28 protein-coding genes, 1 pseudogene and 1 riboswitch are annotated in these 24489 nt (G+C 43.1%); of the genes and pseudogenes, 25 read left to right on the top strand and 4 right to left on the bottom strand.

Translation table 11 applies throughout. The features are described from left to right. Nucleotides 1–101: 101 nt before the first annotated feature. Together FXV78_RS14060 and FXV78_RS18880 are read right to left on the bottom strand one after the other, a co-directional pair. Entirely contained in the window at nt 102–1481 is a 1380-nt protein-coding gene (locus FXV78_RS14060; RefSeq protein ID WP_004840677.1) for a uracil-xanthine permease family protein, read from the bottom strand. An 81-nt stretch (nt 1482–1562) separates the two neighbouring features. After that, nucleotides 1563–2676 (bottom strand): annotated as a pseudogene (locus FXV78_RS18880) (amidohydrolase family protein). Nucleotides 2677–2798: 122 nt separating this feature from the next. Next, nucleotides 2799–2894: riboswitch (purine riboswitch) on the bottom strand. A 174-nt stretch (nt 2895–3068) separates the two neighbouring features. Between FXV78_RS18880 and FXV78_RS14070 the strand changes: the two are divergent. From FXV78_RS14070 to FXV78_RS14145, 17 genes are all read left to right on the top strand, one after another. Beyond that, a complete protein-coding gene (locus FXV78_RS14070) occupies nt 3069–3341 on the top strand; it encodes an autorepressor SdpR family transcription factor (RefSeq protein ID WP_009243783.1) in 273 nt (90 codons plus the stop codon). Then, nucleotides 3338–3964 (top strand): SdpI family protein, encoded by a 627-nt coding sequence (locus FXV78_RS14075; protein WP_004840667.1) that lies wholly within the window; start codon nt 3338–3340, stop codon nt 3962–3964. The genes FXV78_RS14070 and FXV78_RS14075 overlap by 4 nt, the downstream gene beginning before the upstream one ends. An 86-nt stretch (nt 3965–4050) precedes the next feature. Beyond that, nucleotides 4051–4791 (top strand): peptidyl-prolyl cis-trans isomerase, encoded by a 741-nt coding sequence (locus tag FXV78_RS14080; protein ID WP_004840666.1) that lies wholly within the window; start codon nt 4051–4053, stop codon nt 4789–4791. Between the two features lie 104 nt (nt 4792–4895). Continuing rightward, nucleotides 4896–5339, top strand: coding sequence for a GNAT family N-acetyltransferase (locus tag FXV78_RS14085; RefSeq protein ID WP_004840665.1), 444 nt, complete (start codon nt 4896–4898; stop codon nt 5337–5339). 55 nt (nt 5340–5394) lie between these two features. Beyond that, complete coding sequence (polA, locus tag FXV78_RS14090) at nt 5395–8010, top strand: DNA polymerase I (RefSeq protein ID WP_004840664.1); 2616 nt, start codon at nt 5395–5397, stop codon at nt 8008–8010. 2 nt (nt 8011–8012) lie between these two features. Further along, nucleotides 8013–8594, top strand: a complete 582-nt coding sequence (gene coaE / locus FXV78_RS14095) for a dephospho-CoA kinase (protein ID WP_004840663.1) — start codon at nt 8013–8015, stop codon at nt 8592–8594. After that, nucleotides 8591–9388, top strand: coding sequence for an MBL fold metallo-hydrolase (locus FXV78_RS14100; RefSeq protein WP_004840661.1), 798 nt, complete (start codon nt 8591–8593; stop codon nt 9386–9388). The genes coaE and FXV78_RS14100 overlap by 4 nt, the downstream gene beginning before the upstream one ends. 17 nt (nt 9389–9405) lie before the next feature. Continuing rightward, nucleotides 9406–9678: an ACT domain-containing protein gene (locus FXV78_RS14105; RefSeq protein WP_004840660.1), complete on the top strand. Its 273-nt coding sequence runs from the start codon at nt 9406–9408 to the stop codon at nt 9676–9678. Between the two features lie 27 nt (nt 9679–9705). Next, on the top strand, nt 9706–11070 hold the full coding sequence (locus FXV78_RS14110; RefSeq protein ID WP_004840658.1) for a PFL family protein: 1365 nt from the start codon (nt 9706–9708) through the stop codon (nt 11068–11070). 16 nt (nt 11071–11086) lie between these two features. Beyond that, nucleotides 11087–11947 carry a DegV family protein gene (locus tag FXV78_RS14115; protein WP_004840657.1) on the top strand — a complete coding sequence of 287 codons (861 nt, stop codon included), beginning with the start codon at nt 11087–11089 and terminating at the stop codon, nt 11945–11947. 129 nt (nt 11948–12076) lie between these two features. Next, entirely contained in the window at nt 12077–12250 is a 174-nt protein-coding gene (locus tag FXV78_RS18545) for a hypothetical protein (RefSeq protein ID WP_004840655.1), read from the top strand. Beyond that, nucleotides 12243–12749, top strand: coding sequence for a response regulator transcription factor (locus FXV78_RS14120; RefSeq protein ID WP_322099831.1), 507 nt, complete (start codon nt 12243–12245; stop codon nt 12747–12749). Before FXV78_RS18545 ends, FXV78_RS14120 begins: the two co-directional genes overlap by 8 nt. Next, on the top strand, nt 12733–14106 hold the full coding sequence (locus FXV78_RS14125) for a sensor histidine kinase (RefSeq protein ID WP_004840652.1): 1374 nt from the start codon (nt 12733–12735) through the stop codon (nt 14104–14106). Before FXV78_RS14120 ends, FXV78_RS14125 begins: the two co-directional genes overlap by 17 nt. Nucleotides 14107–14180: 74 nt before the next feature. Next, nucleotides 14181–15497 (top strand): ABC transporter permease, encoded by a 1317-nt coding sequence (locus tag FXV78_RS14130; protein ID WP_004840651.1) that lies wholly within the window; start codon nt 14181–14183, stop codon nt 15495–15497. A 12-nt stretch (nt 15498–15509) separates the two neighbouring features. Beyond that, on the top strand, nt 15510–16820 hold the full coding sequence (locus FXV78_RS14135) for an ABC transporter permease (protein WP_004840649.1): 1311 nt from the start codon (nt 15510–15512) through the stop codon (nt 16818–16820). 13 nt (nt 16821–16833) lie between these two features. Then, nucleotides 16834–17301 carry an ATP-binding cassette domain-containing protein gene (locus FXV78_RS14140; RefSeq protein ID WP_004840647.1) on the top strand — a complete coding sequence of 156 codons (468 nt, stop codon included), beginning with the start codon at nt 16834–16836 and terminating at the stop codon, nt 17299–17301. Nucleotides 17302–17564: 263 nt separating this feature from the next. Beyond that, nucleotides 17565–17879 carry a hypothetical protein gene (locus FXV78_RS14145; RefSeq protein WP_004840645.1) on the top strand — a complete coding sequence of 105 codons (315 nt, stop codon included), beginning with the start codon at nt 17565–17567 and terminating at the stop codon, nt 17877–17879. Nucleotides 17880–18013: 134 nt separating this feature from the next. Here FXV78_RS14145 and FXV78_RS14150 read toward each other — a convergent pair whose 3' ends face one another. Together FXV78_RS14150 and FXV78_RS14155 are read right to left on the bottom strand one after the other, a co-directional pair. Continuing rightward, the gene (locus FXV78_RS14150) at nt 18014–18271 is read right to left on the bottom strand and encodes a helix-turn-helix domain-containing protein (RefSeq protein WP_004840644.1); all 258 of its coding nucleotides are present in this window, start codon (nt 18269–18271) and stop codon (nt 18014–18016) included. 213 nt (nt 18272–18484) lie between these two features. Next, on the bottom strand, nt 18485–18721 hold the full coding sequence (locus tag FXV78_RS14155; RefSeq protein WP_004840642.1) for a helix-turn-helix domain-containing protein: 237 nt from the start codon (nt 18719–18721) through the stop codon (nt 18485–18487). Nucleotides 18722–18839: 118 nt separating this feature from the next. Between FXV78_RS14155 and FXV78_RS14160 the strand changes: the two genes are divergently transcribed. The 8 genes from FXV78_RS14160 (at nt 18840) to FXV78_RS14195 (ending at nt 24468) form a co-directional block, all read left to right on the top strand. After that, entirely contained in the window at nt 18840–19241 is a 402-nt protein-coding gene (locus FXV78_RS14160) for a hypothetical protein (protein WP_009246020.1), read from the top strand. 59 nt (nt 19242–19300) lie between these two features. Further along, entirely contained in the window at nt 19301–19618 is a 318-nt protein-coding gene (locus FXV78_RS14165; RefSeq protein ID WP_009246021.1) for a DUF5720 family protein, read from the top strand. 111 nt (nt 19619–19729) lie between these two features. After that, nucleotides 19730–20638, top strand: a complete 909-nt coding sequence (locus FXV78_RS14170; RefSeq protein ID WP_004840637.1) for a ParM/StbA family protein — start codon at nt 19730–19732, stop codon at nt 20636–20638. Next, entirely contained in the window at nt 20635–20910 is a 276-nt protein-coding gene (locus FXV78_RS14175; RefSeq protein ID WP_004840636.1) for a hypothetical protein, read from the top strand. Before FXV78_RS14170 ends, FXV78_RS14175 begins: the two co-directional genes overlap by 4 nt. 155 nt (nt 20911–21065) lie before the next feature. Further along, nucleotides 21066–21626, top strand: a complete 561-nt coding sequence (locus FXV78_RS14180; protein ID WP_039959276.1) for a hypothetical protein — start codon at nt 21066–21068, stop codon at nt 21624–21626. 79 nt (nt 21627–21705) lie between these two features. Next, nucleotides 21706–22995 (top strand): DNA (cytosine-5-)-methyltransferase, encoded by a 1290-nt coding sequence (gene dcm / locus FXV78_RS14185; RefSeq protein ID WP_029730592.1) that lies wholly within the window; start codon nt 21706–21708, stop codon nt 22993–22995. Nucleotides 22996–23001: 6 nt separating this feature from the next. Next, complete coding sequence (locus tag FXV78_RS14190) at nt 23002–23961, top strand: amidoligase family protein (protein WP_105084774.1); 960 nt, start codon at nt 23002–23004, stop codon at nt 23959–23961. Between the two features lie 9 nt (nt 23962–23970). Continuing rightward, on the top strand, nt 23971–24468 hold the full coding sequence (locus FXV78_RS14195; protein ID WP_004840624.1) for a gamma-glutamylcyclotransferase family protein: 498 nt from the start codon (nt 23971–23973) through the stop codon (nt 24466–24468). Nucleotides 24469–24489: the final 21 nt, after the last annotated feature.

Raw genomic sequence — 24489 nt, forward strand, 5'->3', positions numbered from 1 at the left:
ATCGATTACAACAGTTACATAGTTTTATTTAAAATAAAACGCAGCAGACATTTTAATGAGATCTGCTGCGTTTTTTAGTGTTATGTAACGGAAAGAATTCCTTAATCTAACATAGCCTCTTTTGCTTTTTTAATATCTTCTTCGTCTTTCATAGGAAATAAAAAGTTTGCAACGATTGCCACAATACAGGTTCCTGTTACAGAATCACTGAAGATAAATCTTAATGCGGATGGCAGCTGTGCAACTGCGTCCGGATGGCTTGTCATACCAAGACCGAATGCAAAGGTAAGGCCCATGACAAGAATGTTGCGCTCACTGAATCCTGCTTTGGCGATCATCTTGATACCGTTGATCAAAATCATACCGAATACGGTAATGATTGCACCGCCGAGGACTGCATTTGGAATTGCTGAAAAAATAGCGCCAAGCTTTGGGAAAAACCCGGAGATCATTAAAATAAATGCTCCGGTAGCAATACACCATTTGTTTACTACTTTTGTCATGGCGACAATTCCGGCGTTCTGTCCGAATGCTGTATTTGGAAGTGCGTTAAATACAGCAGCAGTTGTGGAACCAAGTGCATCTGCCAGGATTGCACCGGAAGTTTCTTTTTCGGTAGCTTCTCTGTCGAAACCGGCGATGGTGATACCGGAAGTATTGCCGATCGTCTCCAGACCGGAAGTTACGAACAGTGCGGCAAAGCTTAAAATAGCGGAAAGGTGGAATTCCAGTTTAAACTGCATAGGAAGCGGGATTCCAAACCATGCGGCATCTGCGATTACAGAAGTGTCTACCATTCCGAGAAAGTAAGCGAGGACATATCCTGCGACCAGACCGACAAGAATGGCAGAATTTTTTAATAATCCTTTTCCGAAACGCTGAAGCAGTACAACGATCAGCAGAACAAAGAATGCAACGCTGAGGTTTTGAATGGAACCATAATCCTCGGCTCCTGAACCACCGGCAAAATAGTCCACTCCGACGTCCAGAAGATTAACACCGATCGTCACGAGCGTACAACCCACAACAAGTGGCGGGAAAAAGCGACGGATGTATTTGTAGAAAAATCCCATCAAAACTTCGATCATACTTCCTGCAAGACATCCTCCGAGAACAGCGCCGATTCCGCTGGCAGCTCCAATGGCCGAGGCTGTAGGTACGAATGCAAAGGAAGTACCCATTACAATAGGAAGATTGGCTCCAATCTGACGGTTTTTTCCAAGCTTAATGGGATACAGCTGAACAAAAGTTGTCAGTCCAGAAACAAACATTGCACATTGTACCATGATTACGGTATCAGCTCCGGACAGTCCACAGACGCTGGCAATGATAAGTATGGGAGCAAGGTTGGAAGTAAACATTGCAAGTACGTGTTGAAGACCCAGAGGTACAGCTGTGGATAACCCCGGACGTCCTTCTAATTGATAGACCATTTCGCGGTCCTTTTGTCTTTTTGTTTTTGAATTCTGAGAATGATTCATAGAGTGTCTCCTCCTGTGATTGGTTATAAATGTTTATACAGAAGTTCGTACAGTGTATCAGTAACTTGTTTTTCACTGTACTTAGGAGCGGCTTAAATAGTTTGTGACGGATTTCCGAGCTTCAGATATAAATTTTTCCTCGTCAATGTTTACAAGATGCCCGTTCTCGACAACAATTTTTCCGTTGACGATCGTGTAGTCAACAGAACTTTTTAGTCCAACGGTACCAAGCATAGATTTTACATCCAGATCTGCCCCGATAAGGTCGAGGCGGTCCCGACGAATGAGGAACATATCTCCGGCTTTTCCCACAGCAAGAGAACCGATATCGTTTCGTCCGAGTATTTTAGCGCTTCCATTCGTAGCAATCTTTAGTATATCATATCCACTTAGTGCGTGGCTACTAGAATTCAGGCGATGTAGCAGAAAAGCGACACGCAATTCTTCCAAAAGGTTTGATCCGTCATTGCTTGCACTTCCGTCTACGGCAAGACCAACCGGTACATCGAGCTTCAACATATCAGGAATTCTGCAGATTCCGGAAGAGAGTTTCATGTTAGAGATTGGACAATGTGTCACACCGGTGCCGGTTTCTGCCAGAAGACGTAATTCCTCATCCTGAAAATGAATTCCATGAGCATACCAGACGTCATTTTCTCAGAATTTCCTCCACATTCTGTACGACGCTGTCTGGGGGAAGTCCTCCATCCTTTTTGCTTAGATCCATACTGCCCCGTGAAGCGTACATACGAATCCCAAGGTCTTTTGCGGCGGAAAACTGTGCATCCAGAAGTGCATCGGAATTTCCGTCCGGGAATACATAATGATGATCAAAACAAGTAGTACATCCGGTTTTTAAGAGTTCTCCCATGCCGGTTATAGAGCTGTGGTAAATAACATCCTGATCCAGATTTTTCCAGATTTCATATAAGGTGGTGAGCCAGTCGAAAAGTTCCATATTCTGTACTTGAGGGAGATTCCGGCTGAATGTCTGATAAAGATGATGATGCGTGTTGATAAGTCCCGGATAAACGAGATATCCGGATGCATCCAGCGTTTCGTCTGCGGTCTGTGCTTCGGGACCGATGTAAGAAATAACACCGTTGTTTATCAGGATGTTGGCGTGTTCCATAACGGTGTCTTTACTGTCACAGGTGATGACAGCAGAAGTATTTTTGATTAATAAGCTGTTCATAGATTGTTTCCTCCGATTGGGCTTTGTTGTTTGAACGGGTATAAGAACAGATATCAGAATCATGGTTTCCTCTGGCGCCGGCAAAAACAGAGAAAAACTGCCGTAACAGATAACCACAAATTTTTGGAATCCCAAAAACCTGTAGTCAACTGTTACGGCAGTTGGTAGAAACGTTCATCCGATCACGAACTTATACAAGTCAATTTCTGGTATAAATATACATTTTTTATCTGGTTTGTCAATATGATATGTGAAAAGTGTTAAAATAATAGAGTTGGAAAGTATTTAGAAAAATTTCAAAATACCTGTTGCAAACGATAGAAAAATGGATTATAGTGTTTGTAAGGAATTTAGAAAATATTCTAAATAGATTCCGGGAAAGGATGGTGCCGATGGCATTTGCGGAGACTTTCAAAGCGCTTTCGGATCCGGTACGCAGGGAGATTCTTGTTCTTCTGAAGAAAGAAAAACTTTCAGCAGGAGAAATCGGGAAACATTTTGAAATGACAGGAGCAACGATCTCCTATCATCTGAAAATCCTGAAGAAGGCAGATCTGATACGGGAAACGAAATACAAGAATTTTATTTATTACGAGCTGAATATTTCTGTGGTGGAAGAGCTGATGCTCTGGCTGTCAGACTTGAAAGGGGATTCAACATTATGAAAGAAAATAAATCAAAAGTTATCATTACCAGCATTGTTACTGTTTTTCCAATGGTGATCGGTTTTCTGCTCTGGAATCGACTGCCGGAAAAGATTGCAACACATTTCGGGAGTGAAGGGGCAGATGGATGGAGTACAAAGCTGTTTGCAGTGGTGATTTTCCCGCTCATATTATTAGTCATCCATTTGTTCTGCCTGGGTGTGACCTTAAATGATCCCAAGAAGAAAAATATCGGAAGAGCGATGATGACGCTGATCTTCTGGATCGTTCCGGTTCTGTCTGTCGTGTCTAATCTGTCTATTTATGGATATGCACTTGGCATGGATGTGAATATGGAGGTGATCGTCAGTATTTTGATGGGTGGCATATTTATCCTGTTGGGAAATTATATGTCGAAGAATCATCAGAATTATACGGTGGGGATCAAACTTCCATGGACCTTGAACAGTGAGGAGAATTGGAATCGTACGCATAGAATGGCAGGAAAATTATGGATTCTGGCAGGACTGGTATTTTGGGGAAGTGTATTTTTTGAAAACAACATGGTACCAATTGTGATCATAGTCGTTGTTGTGACGATCCCGATGATCTATTCGTTTGTACTTTATAAAAAGGGAATCTGAAAAAGAATCAGACAGAAATTTTGTTTTGCTATTTATCACGATACCGTTTATAATAAAACGATACGAGATAAAGGAGAAAGAGAATTATGGAACAGAAAATAATAGCAGTTGTGGCAGGAAGAGAAATCAAAGAATCTGATTTTGAAAAATTCCTGCAGAATGTACCGAGAGAGCAGCAGGCGTATCTTTCCAATCCACAGTTCAGACAGCAGTGTCTGGATCAGTTTGTAGCACTTCATATGTTTGCGGAGCTCGGCGGGGAGATGAAGCTGGAAGAGACAGAAGAATATCAGGAGATGGTAGAAAATGCCAAGAGAGATATCCTTGCACAGATGACAATGCGAGAAGTGATGAAAGATGCAGTTGTGACAGAAGAGGATGTCAAAAATTATTATGAGGAGCACAAGCAGCAGTTTACAAAAGGAGAGACTGTTCGCGCAAAACATATTCTGACAGATTCCAAAGAAAAATGTGATGCGATTTTAGCGGCGATCCAGAGCGGAGAGACATCCTTTGAAGATGCTGCAAAAGAAAAATCTACATGTCCGTCCGGAGCAAAAGGCGGAGATCTTGGAGAGTTTGGGAAAGGACAGATGGTAAAAGAGTTTGAAGATGCTGCGTTTACAGCAGAGATCGGTGCGATTGTGGGACCGGTTCAGACACAGTTCGGATATCATCTGATCAAAGTGGAAGAGAAAAAGGATGCGGCAGTTGCAGATTTCGAGGAAGTAAAGAATTCAATCAGGAACCAGCTCTTGCAGCAGAGACAGAATAAAGTCTACAGTGATAAAGTAAAAGAACTGCGGGAGAAATACGTTCAGGAATAAAAAGAAAACAGGACGATCAGGAAACGAGCAGTCCTGAAATAAAGAAGGTTGTGACTTAAAACAGTTGCAGCCTTCTTTACAATTAGTAATGAAGGGAGAAACACGTGATACGTAAATATCAACCACAGGATTTAGAGCACATAATGAAAATCTGGCTGGAGACAAATCTTGCTGCTCATGGCTTTATCCCGGCAGAGTATTGGAACGAGCAGTATGAAGCTGTAAAAGAGGCTCTGCCGCAGGCCGATATTCTGATTTATGAAGAAGAGGGGACAGTTCTTGGATTTCTGGGATTACAGGACAGTTATATCGCGGGACTTTTTGTGGAAAAAGCATCTCGGTCCAGGGGGATTGGCCGCTTGCTTCTGGAAGCTGCTAAATCGGGACGGCAGGAACTGACACTTCACGCTTATGCAGAGAACACAGGAGCAGTCCGGTTTTATGAACGAGAAGGGTTTCAAACGGCAGCATTTGAAAAGGAAGAAACGACGGGACGTGAGGGTGTTTTGATGCGCTGGACAAGAGAAGAAGAGAAAAACAGCCTTTAAAAAAGAGGATATTTGGTGTATAGTAATCTCTGTAAGTAAAATTAGGAGAATCGACATGAGTGAAAAAATTGTTTTGATAGATGGACACAGCATTTTAAACCGGGCCTTCTATGGAGTGCCGGATCTGACCAATGCGGAAGGCCTTCATACGAATGCGGTGTACGGATTTTTGAATATCCTGTTTAAAATTCTGGAAGAAGAAAAACCGGAGTATCTGACGGTCACATTTGATGTTCATGCACCGACATTTCGTCATGAGATGTTTGCTGATTATAAAGGAACAAGAAAGCCGATGGCAGAAGAACTCCGTCAGCAGGTTCCGGTCATCAAAGAGGTGCTGAAGGCGATGGACATTGCGATCATCGAGAAAGCCGGACTGGAGGCGGACGATCTGCTCGGTACGATTTCCAGAACCTGTGAGGAAAAGGGGATGGAGGTTGCTGTTATTTCAGGAGACAGAGATACTCTGCAGCTTGCTACGGAGCATGTAAAGATCCGGATTCCGAAGACAAAGGGCGGACGCACGGAAATCGAAGATTATTATGCAGCAGATGTCAAAGAGCGTTATGAAGTGACACCGACAGAGTTTATCGATGTAAAAGCGCTGATGGGGGATACAGCGGATAATATTCCGGGAGTGCCGGGAGTTGGTGAGAAAACTGCCACCAAGATTATTGTGGAATACGGATCACTGGAGAATGCCTATGCACATGTGGAGGAGTTAAAGCCGCCGAGAGCAAGCAAGAATTTAAAAGAATTCTGGGAACAGGCAAAACTGAGTAAAGTTCTGGCGACCATTGATACGCATGCAGAACTGGAGTTCTCTCTGGAAGATGCAAAGCATGGAAATATGTTCACCAAAGAGGCATATACGTGGTTCCAGAAACTGCAGTTTAAAAATCTGCTCGGAAAGTTTGATGTGGAAGCAGCTGAAAATGAAGTTGAAAAAGCATTCCGGGAAGTAACAGAGCAGGAAGAAATCGAGCGAATTTTCTCAGAGGCAAAAAAGGCAGAGTGTGTGGGAGCTGCACTGATCAAATGTGACGGGAATGTGCTGCCGTTATTTGCACATCCGTCAGGATACGGCAGGATTGCTCTGGCATACGGGAAAGATCAGGTGTATTCCATTGCATGCAGTATGGATACAGATATGGATGCACTGTTTGCACAGCTTTCGGATGTGGCACGTTCTGCCGGTCGTTTTGTCATGTTTGATCTGAAAAAATATCTTCCGGTATTGGGCGCGGTTTGTCAGAAAAACTGCTTTGACGCAACAGTGGCAGCCTATCTTCTGAATCCGCTGAAAAATGATTATACCTATGAAGATGTGGCAAGAGAACAGCTGGGACTGATGATGGATGACAAGGCAGATGAGTGGACAAAGAGCTGTTATGAAGCATATACTGCCTATGCGGCATCTGAAAAATTGATGGAAAAACTCAAAGAGGAGCAGATGGACAGGCTGTTTCTGGAAATTGAGATGCCGCTTGTTTTTACCTTATTTGATATGGAACAGGCTGGGGTGCGCATTGAGGCTGAGGAGCTGAAAAAATATGGAGAACAATTGGGCGAACAGATCGTACAGCTGGAATCCGAGATTTACGAGATGGCAGGGGAGAATTTTAACATCAATTCTCCGAAACAGCTGGGTGTGATCTTGTTTGAGAAGCTGCAGATGCCTCATGCCAAGAAAACAAAAACAGGATATTCGACTGCGGCGGATGTACTGGAAAAGCTGGCTCCGGAATTTCCAATCGTGGATAAGATTCTGGAATACCGTCAGCTTACAAAGTTAAAATCTACGTATGCAGACGGACTGGCAAATTATATCGGACCAGATGGACGGATTCACGGAACGTTTAACCAGACGATTACCGCGACCGGGCGGATCAGCAGTACAGAACCGAATCTGCAGAATATTCCGGTAAGAATGGAACTGGGAAGGCTGATCCGGAAAGTATTTGTGCCTCAGGAAGGCTATGTATTTATTGATGCGGATTATTCGCAGATTGAGCTGCGTATACTGGCGCATTGTTCCGGAGATGCACATCTGATCCAGGCATACCGGGAGGCACAGGATATTCACCGAATGACAGCGTCTCAGGTGTTTAAGACTCCGTTTGACGAGGTGACAGATCTGCAGAGACGAAATGCCAAGGCAGTCAACTTTGGAATTGTTTACGGGATCAGTTCGTTTGGATTGAGTCAGGACTTGAGTATCACGAGAAAAGAAGCGTCTCAGTATATTGAAAGTTATTTTGAGACGTATCCGGGAATCAAAAAGTTTCTTGACGATTCCGTGACGCATGCAAAAGAAGAAGGATATGCCGTTACATTGTTTGGAAGAAGACGTCCGATACCGGAGTTAAAATCCAGCAATTTTATGCAGAGGAATTTCGGAGAACGTGTGGCAATGAATGCGCCGATCCAGGGAACTGCGGCAGATATTATGAAGATTGCCATGATCGGAGTCAACCGGGAACTGAAAGAAAAACGGATGAAATCCCGTATGATCCTGCAGGTTCATGATGAACTTCTGATCGAGACACATCCGGATGAGATCGAGACAGTGAAAGAGATCCTCAAACGGCAGATGGAAACAGCGGCTTCCTTAGATGTGCCGTTGATCGCGGATATGCAGGTCGGAAAAAACTGGTACGAGGCAAAATAGTGATGAAGGTAATTGGAATTACAGGTGGAGTGGGTTCCGGGAAAAGTGCAGTTTTAAAGCTGCTGGAGGAAGAATATCATGCAGTTGTAGTACAGCTTGATGAAGTTGCAAAAGCGCTGCAGAGAAAGGGCACTCCCTGCTGGAAAGCGATCGTAGAAGCATTTGGAAGAGAGATTTTAGATGAAAACGAAGAGCTAGACCGAAAAAAACTGGCCCAAATTGTGTTTCAGAGCAGTGAAAAGCTGGAACAGCTCAATGGGATCGTCCATCCTGCGGTAAAACAGCAGGTGCTTCTGGATATCGAAGAAAAAAGAAAAGAGAAGACAGAGCTGTACGTACTGGAGGCTGCTCTTCTTCTGGAAGCAGGATATGCCAAAATCTGCGAAGAAACATGGTTTATCTATACAGAGGAATCGGTAAGAAGAGAGCGGCTGAAAGCATCCCGGGGATATAGTGATGAAAGAATTACAGATATGATACGCAGCCAGAGTCCGGAAGCGTATTTTCGGAAAAACTGTACCCGGGTGATCGACAACAGCAGAGAGATCGAAGAAACAAGACGACAAATAGGAGAGATACTATGAGATTATGCAGCATTGCCAGTGGCAGCAGTGGAAACTGCATCTATGTAGGCAGTGACAATACACATTTACTGATCGATACCGGAATCAGTAAAAAAAGAATTGATGCCGGTTTAAAGGAGCTGGAGATTAAAGGGGAGGAGCTGGACGGGATTCTGATCACCCATGAGCACTCAGATCACATTCAGGGACTTGGAGTGTTCAGCAGAAAATATGAGATCCCGATCTATGCAACTCCGGGAACGATTGCGGGGATTCAGGCGTATTCCAGACTGGGAGCCATGCCGGAAGGATTGTATCATGTGATACACAGTGATGAATCCTTTATGCTGGGGGATATCAGGGTAAATCCGTTTGCAATTTCCCATGATGCCAACGAACCGACCGGATACCGTCTGGAGTGCAGAGACAAATCTGTGGCAGTGGCGACAGATCTGGGAATCTATGATGCATATACGGTGTCCCATCTCCAGAATCTGGATGCAGTTCTTCTGGAGGCAAACCATGATCTGCATATGTTGGAAGTGGGACCATATCCATATCCGCTGAAGCGAAGAGTAATGGGAGACAAAGGACATTTGTCGAATGAATTGTCAGGACGTCTCCTTTGTGATATACTACATGATAATTTGAAACATATTGTTCTGGGGCATTTGAGCAAAGAAAATAATTATGAAAGTCTGGCATATGAGACTGTCAAACTGGAAGTGACATTAGGGGATAATGCATATAAAGGGGAAGACTTGAATATGGCAGTGGCAAAAAGGGACAGTATTTCAGAGATTATCACCGTTTAACTTGAGGAGGAAAAACCATGAAAAAATGTATCGTAACCGTAGTAGGAAAAGACACTGTGGGAATTATCGCGAAAGTGTGTACATACCTTGCAGAAAGTAAGATCAATATTTTAGATATTTCCCAGACGATCGTACAGGGATATTTCAATATGATGATGGTTGTAGATATTTCAGAAATCGAAAAAGATTTTAAAGTGATCTGTGATGAGATGGAGCAGATGGGCGAAGAGATCGGGGTAAAGATCCAGTGCCAGAAAGAAGAGATTTTTGAAAAGATGCACAGATTATAAGAATAAGCAGAGACGAGGATAAAGACCATGATTAATATGTATGAAGTTTCCGAAACCAATAAGATGATCGAGCAGGAAAATCTGGATGTTCGTACCATCACACTGGGAATCAGCCTGATGGACTGTATTGATTCGGATTTGAATGAATTGAACAGAAAGATTTATGAAAAAATCACAGTAACTGCAAAAGACCTTGTGTCAACAGGAAAACATATTGAAAGAGAATTTGGAATTCCGATCGTAAACAAACGAATTTCTATTACACCGATCGCTCTGATCGGCGGTGCTGCATGTAAGTGTCCGGAAGATTTTGTGACCATCGCAGAAACACTGGATAAAGCGGCTAAGGAAGTTGGAGTTAATTTTATCGGAGGATACTCTGCGCTGGTTTCCAAGGGAATGACAAAAAGTGATGAGAATCTGATCCGTTCGATCCCGCAGGCACTGGCAAGAACGGAGAGAGTGTGCAGTTCTGTCAATGTAGGTTCCACCAGAACCGGAATCAACATGGATGCAGTACGTCTTTGTGGAGAAATGGTAAAAGAAACAGCAGAAGCGACAAAAGAGCGTGATTCTTTCGGATGTGCAAAACTTGTTATCTTTTGTAATGCGCCGGATGACAATCCGTTTATGGCGGGTGCATTCCTTGGAGTGACAGAAGCGGATGCGGTGATCAATGTCGGCGTCAGCGGTCCCGGAGTTGTGAAAAAAGCATTGGAAAAGGTGCGCGGCAAAGGATTTGAAGAGCTTTGCGAGACAATCAAAAAGACGGCATTTAAGGTGACACGAGTAGGACAGCTGGTAGCCGGAGAGGCATCCAGACGTCTGGGAATTCCGTTTGGAATCATTGACTTGTCACTGGCACCGACTCCGGCAATCGGAGACAGCGTGGCAGAGATCTTAGAAGAGATTGGTCTGGAGCGGGTAGGTGCGCCGGGAACGACGGCGGCACTGGCACTTCTCAACGATCAGGTGAAAAAAGGCGGTGTGATGGCATCCTCTTATGTAGGAGGACTCAGTGGTGCGTTTATTCCGGTCAGTGAAGATCAGGGAATGATCGATGCAGTGAATGCAGGTTCACTGACACTGGAAAAATTAGAAGCCATGACTTGTGTCTGCTCAGTTGGTCTTGATATGATCGCGGTTCCGGGAAAGACATCTGCAGCGACAATTTCCGGAATCATTGCAGATGAGATGGCGATCGGTATGGTCAACCAGAAGACGACAGCAGTCCGTCTCATTCCGGTGATCGGAAAAGATGTGGGAGAGATTGTCGAATTCGGCGGACTTCTGGGTTATGCGCCGATCATGCCGGTGAATGAGTTCGGCTGTGAGGCATTTGTAAATCGGGCAGGAAGAATTCCGGCACCGATTCATAGTTTTAAAAACTAGAAACAGGGGAGAAAAGATGAAAAAAATTGCAATCGTAACGGACAGCAACAGTGGTATTACGCAGGAAATGGGAAAAACGATGGGAATTCATGTGATTCCCATGCCGTTCTTTATTGACGGGGAGTTGTTTCTGGAAGATATTACGCTGACGCAGGAGGAATTTTATAAGCGTCTGGGAGAAGATTCTGATATTTCCACGTCTCAGCCATCTCCGGGTGAAGTCATGGAATGCTGGGACGAGCTGCTGAAAGAGTACGATGAGATCGTGCACATTCCAATGTCCAGCGGACTGAGCAGCACTTGTCATGCGGCACAGTCTCTGTCTCAGGAATACGAGGGAAAGGTTTGTGTAGTGGATAACCAGAGAATTTCTGTGACACAGAAGCAATCGGTGGAAGATGCGATCGTGCTCCGGGATGCAGGAAAATCTGCATCTGAGATCAAGGAGATACTGGAGGCTGAAAAGCTGCAGGCAAGTATCTATATTACCGTGGATACGTTAAAATATCTGAAAAAGGGCGGACGTGTTACACCGGCTGCCGCGGCGCTCGGAACGGTATTGAACCTGAAACCGGTGCTTCAGATTCAGGGAGAAAAACTGGATGCATTTTCAAAAGTAAGAGGATGGAAAGCCGCAAAGCGTACTATGCTCAAGGCGATAGAAAAAGATCTGAATGACCGCTTTGCAGACGTCCGGGAAGATATGGTGCTGGGAATGGCTTATACTTGCAGCAAAGAAGAGGCACAGGAATGGAAACAGGAGATCGCGGAGAAGTTTCCGGAATACGAAATTGTAGAAGGTCCGCTTTCTCTGAGCGTTGCCTGTCACATCGGACCAGGGGCTATGGCAGTGACCTGTATGAAAAAAGTCCGGTGATTGCCGCTGGTATTATGAAAAATGTCCGAATAACCTCATTTTATAGGTTATTCGGACATTTTTTAAATCAAATCTAAATCATTTTGTGTTAGAATTGCTTTAATCTATAAATTCTCAGGTGGTGCTTACATGAAAGAACGTATATTGATTATGGAAGATGAAACAGCAATACAGTCTGTTTTATATGAGTTGTTGACTGACGCGGGATATGAAGTTTCATTAGCAAGTGATGGATTGGAAGGAATTTCGCTTTTTTCAGTCACAATCCTTTTCGCTCATTTTGTTAGATATTATGATGCCTAAAATAGACGGTTATGCGGTATGTGAATTTATTCGTAAAAAGTCCCGGATTCTGATTATCATGCTTACGGCTATGGACGAAGAAGAAGCACAAATAAGAGCTTTTGAATTGCAGGTTGATGATTATATCACAAAGCCCTTTTCGTTAAAACTTGTTTTAATGAGAATTGAAGCTGTACTTAGACGGATCAAGGAAAAATCAGAAAAACAAAAAATACTCTCTGCGCAAGGAATTGAACTCAATAAAGACAGTCATGAGGTATATAAAAACGGTGCTCCTGTCAATTTAACACAACTCGAATTTGAACTTTTACTGACCTTTTTGAACCATAAAAATCAAGTCCTCACGAGGGATAATCTGATCCAACAAGTATGGGGCTATGATTTTGCCGGCGACGAAAAAACAGTAAATATACATATTATGAATTTGCGACGAAAATTAGATACAGGATGTATTCATACAATACGAGGGGTGAGATATAAATTTGAGAGCAAAAATTAATGACAGCCTGAGTGCAAAAGTTTTCTTATGGATCGCAGGTTCTTTAATTTTATGTAGTTTTCTTATTTATGGAAGTATTCTGTTTTTCCTGCCGAAAAGTTATGTGGCTGTATCATCAGAACATATCAACACGGAAATAAAAGAACTGACAGAAACACTTTCTAAAACAAAATTTGAAAATTCAAAAGATGTATTGGAAAAATTTTGTTCAGATCATCAGGCAACTATCATCGTTCAATGTGGTGGAGAAGAACAGCAGTATGGAACGCCTGACGAAGTTTCTTCAGAGAAAGAAGAAATGTTATCCTTTGCTCAGGAGATTCAATTCTCTGACAGAGCAGAGACATATATGCTCAATATCATTGCCCCGATTTCCTCCAGTCATGAGTTAATAAGTGCGTTATTAAAATTATTGCCGTTTCTTTTGATAATTATTTTCCTGGTTTCATTTTCAGGGGCATGGATTTGCAGCCGTTTGATCGTAAAACCAGTGATAGAAATCAGTGAAGTTTCAAAACGAATGGAAAAGCTTGATATGACCTGGCAATGTAAGATAAACCGTACAGATGAAATTGGTATTCTTGCAAATAGTCTGAATTCCATGTCCCAAAATCTGTCAGATACCATGCTGAAACTGGAAACAGCAAACAGACAGTTAAAGCAGGATATGGAGCATATTGACGAACTGAATAAACAGCGTCAGTATTTTTTTGCGACAGCTTCCCATGAATTGAAAACCCCGATCACCATAATCAAAGGGCAGGTGGAAAGTATGATTATGGAAATTGGAAGATATAAGGACACGAGAACGATACTTCCGGAAACATTAAAAGAAATTGAAAATATGGAACAGCTTGTAAAGGAAATCCTGTCGATATCAAAGCTGGAAATGAATACAATGAGTCATACGGAGCTTCTTTCTCTTTCCAATATTCTGAAACGTGTATATAAACATCTTATCCCACTGGCCAATGAAAAACATATCCGTATTCAGAAGAATATTTCAGAAGATGTTATGATGATGGGAAATGAGCTGCTTTTGGAAAAAGCAGTCCATAATATCATCAGCAACGCAATACGGCACTCCCCTGTTGGTGCCGAACTGGGGTTAGAACTGTCTTTTGATTCTCTTCTTGTCAGAAACAGTGGTGTAAATATTCCGGATGAAGATTTGGATAAACTGTTTACTCCATTCTATTGTGTGGAAAAATCACATAATAAACTGACCGGCGGAAGCGGGTTGGGACTATATCTTGTAAAAATTATCTTGGAACAGCATGGTCTGTCATATACGATTGAGAACCGGCAAGACAGTGTCTGCTTCAAAATCACATTAAATTCACATAATCTAAATTAAAATTAAATGGAATCTAAATCGAAGTTAAACCGTCCTTTCTTATACTGCAGATATAAAGAAAGGACGGTGTTTTTATGAATGTAGGAAAGCGGGCATTTCTCTATCTGACCCGCAAAAAAGGAAAAAATTTATTGCTTGGAATAGTATTTCTATTGATTTCATTCTCCTTGCTGACAGGAAGTGTGGTCTATTTGGGGATCCGGCAGGTTTCTGAGGATTTGCGTTCCAATATTGGTGCTTCTTTCAATATCAGACCTTATGAACAGTTTGATATGAATAACGGACAGGTTTCCAGTAAGGGGACACCTGTCATTGATGAGCAGTCCATTCGGCGGGTTATTTCCATCGTTGGAAAAGATCTGAAATGCTACAATACAGAACACTCCGGCTATGTAAAGGGAGAAAACCTGTCATTTCTCGCAGGGACAGGACACAGTGAAGAAAGCAATATGGGAACTGTAAAAGCAGTGCGTGATTCCAGCTTGTGCCAAGCCTTTTTGGATGAGGAATACGAACTGGCAGAGGGGGAACATATCAGATCAGAGGACAACGGTAAAATTCTTATCAGTAAAGCCCTTGCCGAACAAAACAATCTTGCTGTTGGAGATAAGATAACCCTTACCCATGCAAAACTGGGTTCAGACGATGGTGTATATACAGACCTGATGAAAGAAAAAAGTGCATATGAAACAGTGGAAATCAAAGGAATCTACGATATAAAAAATGCTTCCGATAATGCGTTAAATCCGACAGCGAAAAAAGCCGAAAATCTTATTTTTTCAGATAGTCAACTGTTAATCAACTTGCAGGAGCAAGGTGTTTATGAGGGCGAGATTTCTTTTTTCATTGCCGACCCACTGCATCTTGACAAGATGGTATCAGAAATAAAAGGGATTGATTCGATTGCCTGGAACAACCATGTCATCAATACGAATGACTTCAAGTATTCTAAGATTGCAGAACAGCTTCAAAGTATGCAAAAGATCGTTGTCGCACTGATTGCGGTTGCTGCAGTATTGGGATTTCTGGTATTTATGCTGATACTGACATTCAGGATTCGTGGAAGAATGCAGGAAGCCGGCATTTTACTTGCCGTAGGAAAACCGAAACAGCGGATTATCGGGCAATTTCTGATAGAGGCAATGATTCTGCTGTGGATCGGCTTTCTAGTGGCAATCATTATCTTTCTTCCGCTTGCAGATACATTAAATTCATTCCTGTTTGATTCCATAACACAATCAACGATTCATAAGAATTACTTACAGCCAGATTTCCTGCATTTTGTCATATTGTTCATTTTAGAAAATCTGGGTGTTCTTCTGACAGTTCTTGTGTGCAGTGGAGCGATCCTGTCATTAAAACCGAAAGAGATTTTAACCAAAATGAGTTAGGAGGGTATTACAATGAATTTTTTGAAACGCGCTATAAAATACTGTGTCAGACAGAGATTACGTACGCTGTTGCTGTTTTTGACATTTACTCTGCTGTCTACAACCGTTTTGATTGCAGTTTCCAGCGAGGAAGCTGTTTTGCAAGGAACAAAGCAGATAAAGGAAACTGTAGGTGCTTCCGTTCGTATGGAAATTGACATGAACAATCAGAATAATTTTGGCCCGGCTGAGGATTTCGGAAATGGGGCTTCTGGATATACCTATAATGGCGACCGTATTACAGAAAAAATAATAAGTGCAATTTCAAAACTTCCCAATGTTGTGAGCCATAACGCTAAAATAGATGGTGGCTATTGGGGGATTCCGGAAAATTTCGAGCCGATTCCGGGCATGGTGAATGCACCAGGTTTGTCAATCCCTTATACTGCAGTATTGGATTCTTCTTTAGATATAAAATTTTTAAATGGAACATATAAACTGGAAGAAGGACGACATATTAATCCTGATGACTCTTGCACAGTTTTGATTTCAAAAGAATTGGCAGACAAAAACAATCTTTCTGTAGGAGATAAAATTACTTTTCAAGAGTTTGAAACAGGAAAAACGGAAAGTACCTTTACCATTGTAGGAATTTATAGTGGTACAGAGGGTACGACAAAACAAGCGATCACACCGGATGGGATTCCTGCAAACAGTAGTTATATTGATATGGATGGTCTGAAAAAGTTTTATGACGGAGTAAATGAAAAATTGGAGGGATATGACAATCTTGATATTTATACGCACTCTCCAGAGGAATCCAAAGAGCTTATGGAAACCATCAAAAACCTTCCAGAAGTAAAAGGCAAAACATTTACTTTCGATGTCAACACAGAAGATTTTGACTTAGTATCCACCCCATTGTCTTCTTTTGGAAGTATGGTTGATACGGCTGTATTAACAATTACTGCAATTGGCATGCTTGTTATTGTATTGTTCCTTGTTTTATGGACGAGAAACCGTAAGAAAGAAATTGCTGTTTTACTTGCAGTTGGTCGAGGCAAGGCAGAAATTGTCGGACAGTTCCTGACAGAAAATATATTGATTGCAATACTATCCATGTTTGCGTCAACGGCATTATCTTTTGAGCTTGCAAATCAAATCGATTCATTCATTATCAGCAGATCGGGAGAAAATATATCCAAATTGACCGTTCAGATTGCCACATCAGATATGCTTAAAGTATTTGGCATTGGTGTTATTTTGATTTGTCTTGCGGTTATTGTTGCTTCCTATACGGTCATTCGTTTACAACCGAAAGATATTTTAACTAAAATGGAATAGGAGAAATGTGATTATGAGTATATTATCGTTTTCAAATTTAAGTTATAGCTATGACAAGAAAAAGAACATATTTAGTAATATCAGCGCAGAAATGGAACTGGGAAAAATATATGCGATTTTAGGACCGTCTGGTTGTGGCAAAACAACATTACTTTCTTTGTTGGGTGGATTAGATAGTCCTACCAAAGGCAAGATATTATTTAATGGAGAAGATATTACTGAAAAAGGATTCGCAAATCATCGCCGGAACCATGTTTCCTTTATTTTTCAAGCATATAATCTCATTGATTATATGACACCATTAGAAAACGTAAAATTGACAAGTAAATTACCACCGGAACCGGTTTTAGAAAAAATGGGATTGACGAAAGAGGAAATGAAACGGAATGTGTTACAACTTTCCGGCGGTCAACAACAACGTGTAGCGATTGCAAGGGCATTGGCTTCAGAAGCACCCGTTATTTTGGCTGATGTAAACTGAACCCCATGTGCTTACTGTACATAGCGTGTACACAGTAGGATTATATGACAATATAGGTACATGATACACAAGTAATGAGAAAAAATGTGTATGCAGTAGGAAAAAAGTATTAATATCTGGTATGAGGAAAGACATCCTTGTAGCAGGTTTTTTATTGTCAATAATAGACAGGTTTACAAGTAATATTTTGTTGGTATGTGTGAATAGCTTTCTGTTGGAGGATAGGGTAGTGTTGTAGTCGAAAAGGAAAGGAGAAATGTAAAATGAGTAAAGAACTTACAACAGAACAGAAGATTATGCAGGCAACACAGTATGGACTATTGATTTATGCAGGACAACGGAAAATCTATGATGAGGATGAACGATTAAAGTTGGAAAAGATTGCAAACGAAATAGGAGAGTATTGGGGACTGGAAGAACCTGTAGCAGGTTATCCGGAACTTTTTGAGGAAATTACACTCCAGGGGCTTTGCAGATATGCTAGCGAAATGCAATATACGCATGGAGAAACAGAGCGGGAACGAATCAAAGAAGTATTGGATTTGGTGTATGAGATGAAGAAGCATTGGTCTGAATAAGGGCAACCGAATTAGACAGGAAGGGAGAAACCTCAAGGATTACTTTAGAACGTTAAGAAAGTGAAAGAATCATGGAATAATTTCAAAAGTTAAAAAGCAAATTAAAGAAAAGCCACAGCCTCATACAATGGAAGCTATGACTTTTCTTCTTTTCCCTCGATGAGATACTCATAGGAAACATGAAAGATCTCAGTAAGCGCTTTTAATTCTACATCTGTGACATAACGCTTATTGGTCTCAATTCTAGTAATCACATTTTTATCCATATCATACCCATTCAGCTGAAGCTGGTAGGCTAAGAGGCGCTGTGACATATTATGCTGGCGGCGGAGTTCAATGAGCCTTTGGCTGATCAGATTTTTCTCCCCGGTGGATGTTTTCGGTTTTGGCATATCTCTAATCCCTCCTGCAAATAGTGTTGACAGGTTTGTCTCACTTTTTGCACTTTTTCTATTGATTTTACACGGGATTAGGAATACAATCGGTTGTAAAAGTGAGACAAAAAATATACCAAAATAGAACGATTGGATTGGTTGGAGAAAAACGGAGAGAATAAGAAAGAGCGATATAACAAGAGAAATTTAAGAAGTGGTTGCTTTTCCGGTTTAGAGAAGCCCGGAAAAGAATGCGTTGATATCGGTGTGGAAGATTTTAGCAAGGGCAACAAGTTCCGATACCTTGATGTTCATACGGTTGGTTTCCAGCTTGGCATAAGTGCTTTTGGACATAGAAATCCCCATCAGGTTTAATTTTGCAATGACCTGATCCTGGGTAAGTTTATTCGCATAACGAATTGTCTGGATATTTTTACCGATATCCATATCTGGTCTGATTTTCTGCATGATAAGGTCCTTTCATTTCTTGAATATTTCGCAATAAAGAAACTTTATATTGATTTTACTGGTTTCACTTTTTACAATGTTTCGTAATAAGGAATTATTTACAAGAAGGGTGATTGGTATGCACCAAAGAGATATGGAGCGGTTTGCTTTCCTGTTTTTATGCGGAAAGCGTGACAGGGCAATCTTGCTGGGAAAGGAAAAAATGACGTTTTCAGATTTGGACAGGCTGACGTATGTTTCTGATTTTCTAGGATTCAAGCTGTATAACTTAGAAATCTGGAATGAATATGCAGGACAGTTCAGTGAACAGTTTCGGCAGTTGGAATTGCTGTATGATGAAACCTGCAGCATTGTGTCCTGGGATCCGACAGAAGCAGATGAGCATTTACATGATAAATGGCTTCAGGAGTTTTGTACTCAGGTAGCGGATCAGGAAATGCGGAAACAGCTGGAACAGATCATCAAACAACAGTATCAGGAAAAAGGGATGGTAGATCCCACGGAGACAGACATCGTGTAGGTGCCTGTCTTTTTTTCGCAGAAAATCAGGAAAGGCTTCAAAGGGAGGTGATAGGAAACGTGAGCATCAGTATTCATGAATTACTGGCAGTAGCAAGGGAATCGGAGGGTGTGAAGGCAGTTCAGGGTGATGATATGCTGTGTGAGAAACGGTTTGCACCAGACACCCGGTATATGGTGGAGTTTTTGCTGCTGGAGCAAAAGGAGCAGTTTGGAGAAAAGGGAGAGTATCATCGTTATTTTTTGACCAAGGAAGCATACCAAGAACTGATTAACCTGCAGAACCAGGGAGTCCTGCGCTTTCAAAGGCAGGCGCTTGTTTTAGAGGGAACACTGCATTATCTTCCAGCCCAGGCATTTTTCCGGGACCGGGAGTAGGAAGTTTAACAGGCTGGAAAGAAAAGAACAGCTGCCGGAGCGCTCCGCCGGACGCAAGGACTCTTTCTCCGGAAGTGTTTTACAGAATGACAAAGAAGGGAGTGGTAGGCGATGATTATTGGAATCGACCACGGATATTATGCTATTAAAACAAAACAGGTGTGTTTCCCAACAGGGCTGATGCGGTACACCTATGAACCTTATACCATGCAGAATGTTCTTCAATACGGAGGTGCTTATTATGTGTGTGGAACGGGGCGGCAGACTTTAGTAAAGGATAAGACTGCCAATGACAATTATTATCTTTTGACGCTGGCTGCACTGGCACAGGAGATCCGAAAACGAAAAGGAGGGAGAACAGCCAAGGTTGTTCTTGCAGCCGGACTTCCCCTTACCGGATTTGGAAGGGAAAAACAGAGATTTAAGGAATATCTGTTTCGGAAGGAACAGCCTGTCCGATTTTTCTACGAAGGGGAACGCTATGAAATCCAGATTGAGGATGTGAAACTGTTCCCCCAGGGATACTCGGCTCTGGCTCTTTACCCGGAATATTTAAAGGATGAACCCTCTGTTCTTCTTGTGGATATCGGAGGCTGGACGGTGGATTTGATGCGCCTTGATAACGCTGTTCCCAATGCAGCTACCTGCAGGAGTCTGGAACTGGGGGTCATTCGCTGCATGGATGAGATTCTGGAACAAGTGCGCAGAAACACCGGGCTGTCCATAACAGAGACACAGGTTGAGCGCATCTTACAGGGGAAGTCCTGCAGCATGCCTGCGGAAGTGGTGTCTTTGATCGAGAAACAGGGCAGGCTTTACATTGAAAAGATATTGTCTGCGATCACCGAGGCAGGCTTTGATCTGCGGGCAGTTCCTTCCATTTTCATGGGAGGCGGGGCTGCTATTTTTCAGCACCGTGTAAGTACCCAGGACCGCCTGTGTCGCCCGATTTACCTCACCGACGTCCATGCCAACGCTGCCGGATATGAACGGATTGTGGGGCAGATGAGAACGCTGTGAGCCGCCCGGTCTTTTCCTTTCGTCCCAACCTTAAGAACCCGGAGCATGAAAAAGCGTGGCGGCTTCTGATGGAAGTTCCGGCAGGACAGAGGAACCAGTATCTGGTGGATGTGATTTTAGAAAAAGAAGAGCGGGAAACCTTACGGAAACTGATTCAGGAGACTGTTCGGGAAGAACTAAAAAGTGGCGGTATGGAACGAATGCCAGCATGTGAAAAGGAAGAAATTCCCGGTCAGATGCTGGATTTTTTATTTCAGATGGAGCAGGAGTAAAGGGGGTGAGGCCTATGGACAAAGAAAATATGGCATTGTTGGATCTGCTTGGGTTTTGCATGCATTTGACATGGATTCTTTAGTGGGTATTGTGAATAGCTTTCTTTCAAATTTTGGAGTATGTTGTGTATAACAAAACGAAAGGAGAAACGCAGATGGCAGAAATGAAGAACATATGCGGAAAGATCCCGGTGGAATTACATGAGAAAGTACGAGCCGAGATCGAAGAGAAGGACACGAGTACACAGATATTCATCCAGCAGGTGATTGAAGAACATTTTAACAGACTGGAAGGCAAAGGAGAAGAGAGCATGGAAAAAAGAACATTAGCAGTACAGGTCACAGAGGATTTATTCCAGAGAGTCAAATGGGCAGTCGCAAAAGAAGGCATCAAACAGAAAGATTTTCTCATCCGCATCATCGAAAAAGCGGTGGAAGAGGTAGAAGCCAAATGGAAAGAACTGGAACAGCCGGAAGAAACCCCAGAAGCAGACAGACTGGAAGAAGCAGAAGGACCTGCAGAAGAGACCAGTGAAGAAGAGATTGCCGAAGAGGGAATCGAAGGGATGGAAGCTGCGGAGGAAGAACCAGACGATGAGAGCTTCGAAGAATTCGCAGAACTGGAAGAGGAAGAACCAGATTCAGAACTTCCCGAAGATGCAGATGAGGAAGATGAACTGTCAGAATCCGAGGAAGAAACCGAAGAGATTGCATAATGCCAAATACATAGAACTTAAAAACCGACAGGCGGTGTGGGAAAGAAACCATTCCGCCTGTCTTTGTCAGCAAAGGAGGTTGATAGCCGCAACCATTCGATTTTTTGATTTATTCAGTGGAATTGGGGGATTCCGGGAAGGGTTAAGACGCGCAGGCGGTTTTACATGCGTAGGGCACTGTGAGGTGGATGCTTATGCGGATAAGAACTACCGATTGCTGTTCGACACAGAAGGGGAGTGGTTTTGTAATGACGCAAGAACAATCGAAACAGAGCGAATGCCAGACTTTGATCTTTTGTGTGCAGGATTTCCTTGCCAGGCATTCTCTATCGCCGGAAAGCGAGGAGGATTTGCAGATGCCAGAGGAACTCTGTTCTTCGAGATTGCCAGACTGGTTGCAGACAAGCGACCTGCGTATTTCATCCTTGAAAATGTTCCCGGACTGCTTTCGCATGACAAAGGCAGGACGTTTCACACCATCCTCAGTACGCTATCTGAGCTGGGGTATGGTGTGGAATGGAAAGTGCTTAACAGCAAGGATTTTGGAGTCCCCCAATCCAGAAAGCGGGTGTATCTTGTCGGATATCTTGATCGAAGATGTGCCGGAAAAATATTACCTTTCCCAACAGCAAATGGAACGCCTCTTGTTCAAGTCCAGACAGGCAGACAGGGGGAACGAATCTACAAAGCCGAAGGGTTAAGTTGTACCCTGACTTCCGGAGCGGGAGGCGTTGGTGGAAAAACCGGATTATATGAGGTTGGTGTTCCTATCAAAGAGAATACCAAGCAGGGATATAAGATGGCGTATCCGGGAGACAGCATTGACCTGGGATATGCAGGAATGAACACCCGGAGAGGGCGTGTGGGGCATCAGATTGCCCATACCCTGACCACAGGAATCCAGCAGGGGACACTTCATTTTGTGGATTTGTCTCCGCCACCTCTGGTGACAGAGCATTGCAGATGTCTGAATACCAGACAGTCCGGCATCCATAATCACAAAGGAGAATGCTCCGGTGTATTAAAAGAGGAAGGTGCCAGAGCAGTGCTGACTCCGGGAAGAGAAGAAACCCGGCAGAATGGTCGGAGGATGAAGGAGCCGGAAGAGCCGATGTTCACCATTACTGCCACAGACAGGCATGGAGTTGCCTATCGGGGCAGAATCCGGAAACTGGTGCCAAGGGAATGTCTGAGACTGCAGGGGTTTTATGACTGGCAGATTGACCGCATCGAACAGGATACTTCGGACAGCCAGCTTTATAAACAGGCTGGAAATGGAGTGACTGTCAACGTGATCGAAGCCATCGGAACGCTTCTTCGGCAGGCAGATGCAGAAATCCGGGCAGAGGATGAAAAGACAAAGAGGTAAGGCAGTATGGCAATTGGAATTCAGAACCAATACTTTGGTACAGAGATTGAGATGACAGGTATTACCAGACAGAGGGCTGCAGAAGCAGTGGCAGAATTGTTTGGAACACGCGCAGTTTATGATTGCGGATATTATCAAACATGGTCTGTGATGGACCGAGAAGGGAAAAAATGGAAGTTTATGTATGATGGCAGTATCTATACACAACGCAGGGAGCGTGGCCAGATGGTTCATGCCGGAAGTGAATATAGTACGGAGATGGTAAGCCCGAAACTTGAGTATTCTGAGATGGGAAAACTACAGGAAGTAGTCAGGTGTCTCAGACATCACCGGGCAAGAGTGAATGAATCCTGTGGGCAGCACGTTCACGTGGATGCCTCAAATCATACGGCAAGGAGCCTGAAAAATGCCATGACGATTATGTATTCGAAAGAGGATATTCTGTTTAAGGCATTGAAAGTGCAGACTTCCAGAGAAAGCAACTATTGTCAGAAAGTACGCCCCATTGTGCTGGAAAAAATCCGCAGGATGCCAAACAGCACCATTTCCATGGAAAAGCTGAAACAGATATGGTACGGAGGCAGGGATGGAAGTCATGATCATTATGACAGTACCCGGTATTATGCCTTAAACCTGCATGCAGTGTTTTTGAAGGGAACGCTGGAATGGCGGTGTTTTGAAAGCACTCTCCATGCAGGAAAAGTACGGGCAAATATCACGCTGGCTCTTGCCATTTCCGCTCAGGCCATCAATCAGAAATGTACCCAGATGCGGAAAACAGAGATTACCGAGAATCCTGCGTTTACATTCCGTACCTTTTTACTGCGGTTGGGGCTTATCGGACCGGAATATAAAAATGTCCGAGAACATCTGCTTGCCAACCTGGAAGGGGATCGGGCGTGGAGATATGACCGCAGTCAGTATGAATGTTTGAATAGAAATCATCGGGCAGAGGATGTCCGATAGGAGGTAGAGATGAAAGAAACGTATTATTTTGCCTATGGCAGTAACATGAACTTAGATCAGATGGCATACCGCTGTCCGGCAGCTTCTGTAGTAGAGCCTGTCCATTTGGAAGGGTATCGCCTGACCTTTTGTGGCAGGGGGAAGGGAAGCGGTGTTGCCACTATTCTGCCGGAAGAGGGAAGCCGGGTGGAAGGTGTACTTTGGAAGATTACACCGGAGTGTGAAAAGAGCCTGGACTTTTATGAAGGTTATCCCCATCTTTATGGGAAGGAGCCTGTTCTTGTTCAGGGCAAGGATGGCATGAAAAGGGAAGTCATGGCATATACCATGAATGCTCCGTATAAGGATCAACCAGCGATTCCTTCTGATCTTTATTTTATGGGGATCGTGGAAGGCTGTCATCAAAATGGGATTTCCAGCCGCTCGGTGACCGATGCGTTAAAGCGTGTCCGGGAGGAAGTGGGCAGACAGAAACCCAGTCAAAAGAAAACAGAAGTAAGCAGATAACAAATCCGCAGGGGAAAGCCT

Origin of the sequence: Mediterraneibacter gnavus ATCC 29149 (genome assembly GCF_008121495.1) — a bacterium.
Classification (GTDB): domain Bacteria; phylum Bacillota; class Clostridia; order Lachnospirales; family Lachnospiraceae; genus Mediterraneibacter; species Mediterraneibacter gnavus.

What these genes read in the sequence shown, in the direction of transcription:
- FXV78_RS14115 (WP_004840657.1), top strand. Translation starts at nt 11,087, where the DNA reads ATGAAAAAAATTGCAATCGTAACGGACAGCAACAGTGGTATTACGCAG.
- FXV78_RS14155 (WP_004840642.1), bottom strand. Translation starts at nt 18,721, where the DNA reads ATGCAGAAAATCAGACCAGATATGGATATCGGTAAAAATATCCAGACA.
- FXV78_RS14190 (WP_105084774.1), top strand. Translation starts at nt 23,002, where the DNA reads ATGGCAATTGGAATTCAGAACCAATACTTTGGTACAGAGATTGAGATG.
- FXV78_RS14145 (WP_004840645.1), top strand. Translation starts at nt 17,565, where the DNA reads ATGAGTAAAGAACTTACAACAGAACAGAAGATTATGCAGGCAACACAG.
- FXV78_RS14075 (WP_004840667.1), top strand. Translation starts at nt 3,338, where the DNA reads ATGAAAGAAAATAAATCAAAAGTTATCATTACCAGCATTGTTACTGTT.
- FXV78_RS14140 (WP_004840647.1), top strand. Translation starts at nt 16,834, where the DNA reads ATGAGTATATTATCGTTTTCAAATTTAAGTTATAGCTATGACAAGAAA.
- FXV78_RS14070 (WP_009243783.1), top strand. Translation starts at nt 3,069, where the DNA reads ATGGCATTTGCGGAGACTTTCAAAGCGCTTTCGGATCCGGTACGCAGG.
- coaE (WP_004840663.1), top strand. Translation starts at nt 8,013, where the DNA reads ATGAAGGTAATTGGAATTACAGGTGGAGTGGGTTCCGGGAAAAGTGCA.
- FXV78_RS14060 (WP_004840677.1), bottom strand. Translation starts at nt 1,481, where the DNA reads ATGAATCATTCTCAGAATTCAAAAACAAAAAGACAAAAGGACCGCGAA.
- FXV78_RS14110 (WP_004840658.1), top strand. Translation starts at nt 9,706, where the DNA reads ATGATTAATATGTATGAAGTTTCCGAAACCAATAAGATGATCGAGCAG.
- FXV78_RS14195 (WP_004840624.1), top strand. Translation starts at nt 23,971, where the DNA reads ATGAAAGAAACGTATTATTTTGCCTATGGCAGTAACATGAACTTAGAT.
- FXV78_RS18545 (WP_004840655.1), top strand. Translation starts at nt 12,077, where the DNA reads ATGAAAGAACGTATATTGATTATGGAAGATGAAACAGCAATACAGTCT.
- FXV78_RS14100 (WP_004840661.1), top strand. Translation starts at nt 8,591, where the DNA reads ATGAGATTATGCAGCATTGCCAGTGGCAGCAGTGGAAACTGCATCTAT.
- FXV78_RS14160 (WP_009246020.1), top strand. Translation starts at nt 18,840, where the DNA reads ATGCACCAAAGAGATATGGAGCGGTTTGCTTTCCTGTTTTTATGCGGA.
- FXV78_RS14120 (WP_322099831.1), top strand. Translation starts at nt 12,243, where the DNA reads ATGCCTAAAATAGACGGTTATGCGGTATGTGAATTTATTCGTAAAAAG.
- FXV78_RS14150 (WP_004840644.1), bottom strand. Translation starts at nt 18,271, where the DNA reads ATGCCAAAACCGAAAACATCCACCGGGGAGAAAAATCTGATCAGCCAA.
- FXV78_RS14105 (WP_004840660.1), top strand. Translation starts at nt 9,406, where the DNA reads ATGAAAAAATGTATCGTAACCGTAGTAGGAAAAGACACTGTGGGAATT.
- FXV78_RS14130 (WP_004840651.1), top strand. Translation starts at nt 14,181, where the DNA reads ATGAATGTAGGAAAGCGGGCATTTCTCTATCTGACCCGCAAAAAAGGA.
- polA (WP_004840664.1), top strand. Translation starts at nt 5,395, where the DNA reads ATGAGTGAAAAAATTGTTTTGATAGATGGACACAGCATTTTAAACCGG.
- FXV78_RS14180 (WP_039959276.1), top strand. Translation starts at nt 21,066, where the DNA reads ATGGCAGAAATGAAGAACATATGCGGAAAGATCCCGGTGGAATTACAT.
- FXV78_RS14135 (WP_004840649.1), top strand. Translation starts at nt 15,510, where the DNA reads ATGAATTTTTTGAAACGCGCTATAAAATACTGTGTCAGACAGAGATTA.
- FXV78_RS14080 (WP_004840666.1), top strand. Translation starts at nt 4,051, where the DNA reads ATGGAACAGAAAATAATAGCAGTTGTGGCAGGAAGAGAAATCAAAGAA.
- FXV78_RS14170 (WP_004840637.1), top strand. Translation starts at nt 19,730, where the DNA reads ATGATTATTGGAATCGACCACGGATATTATGCTATTAAAACAAAACAG.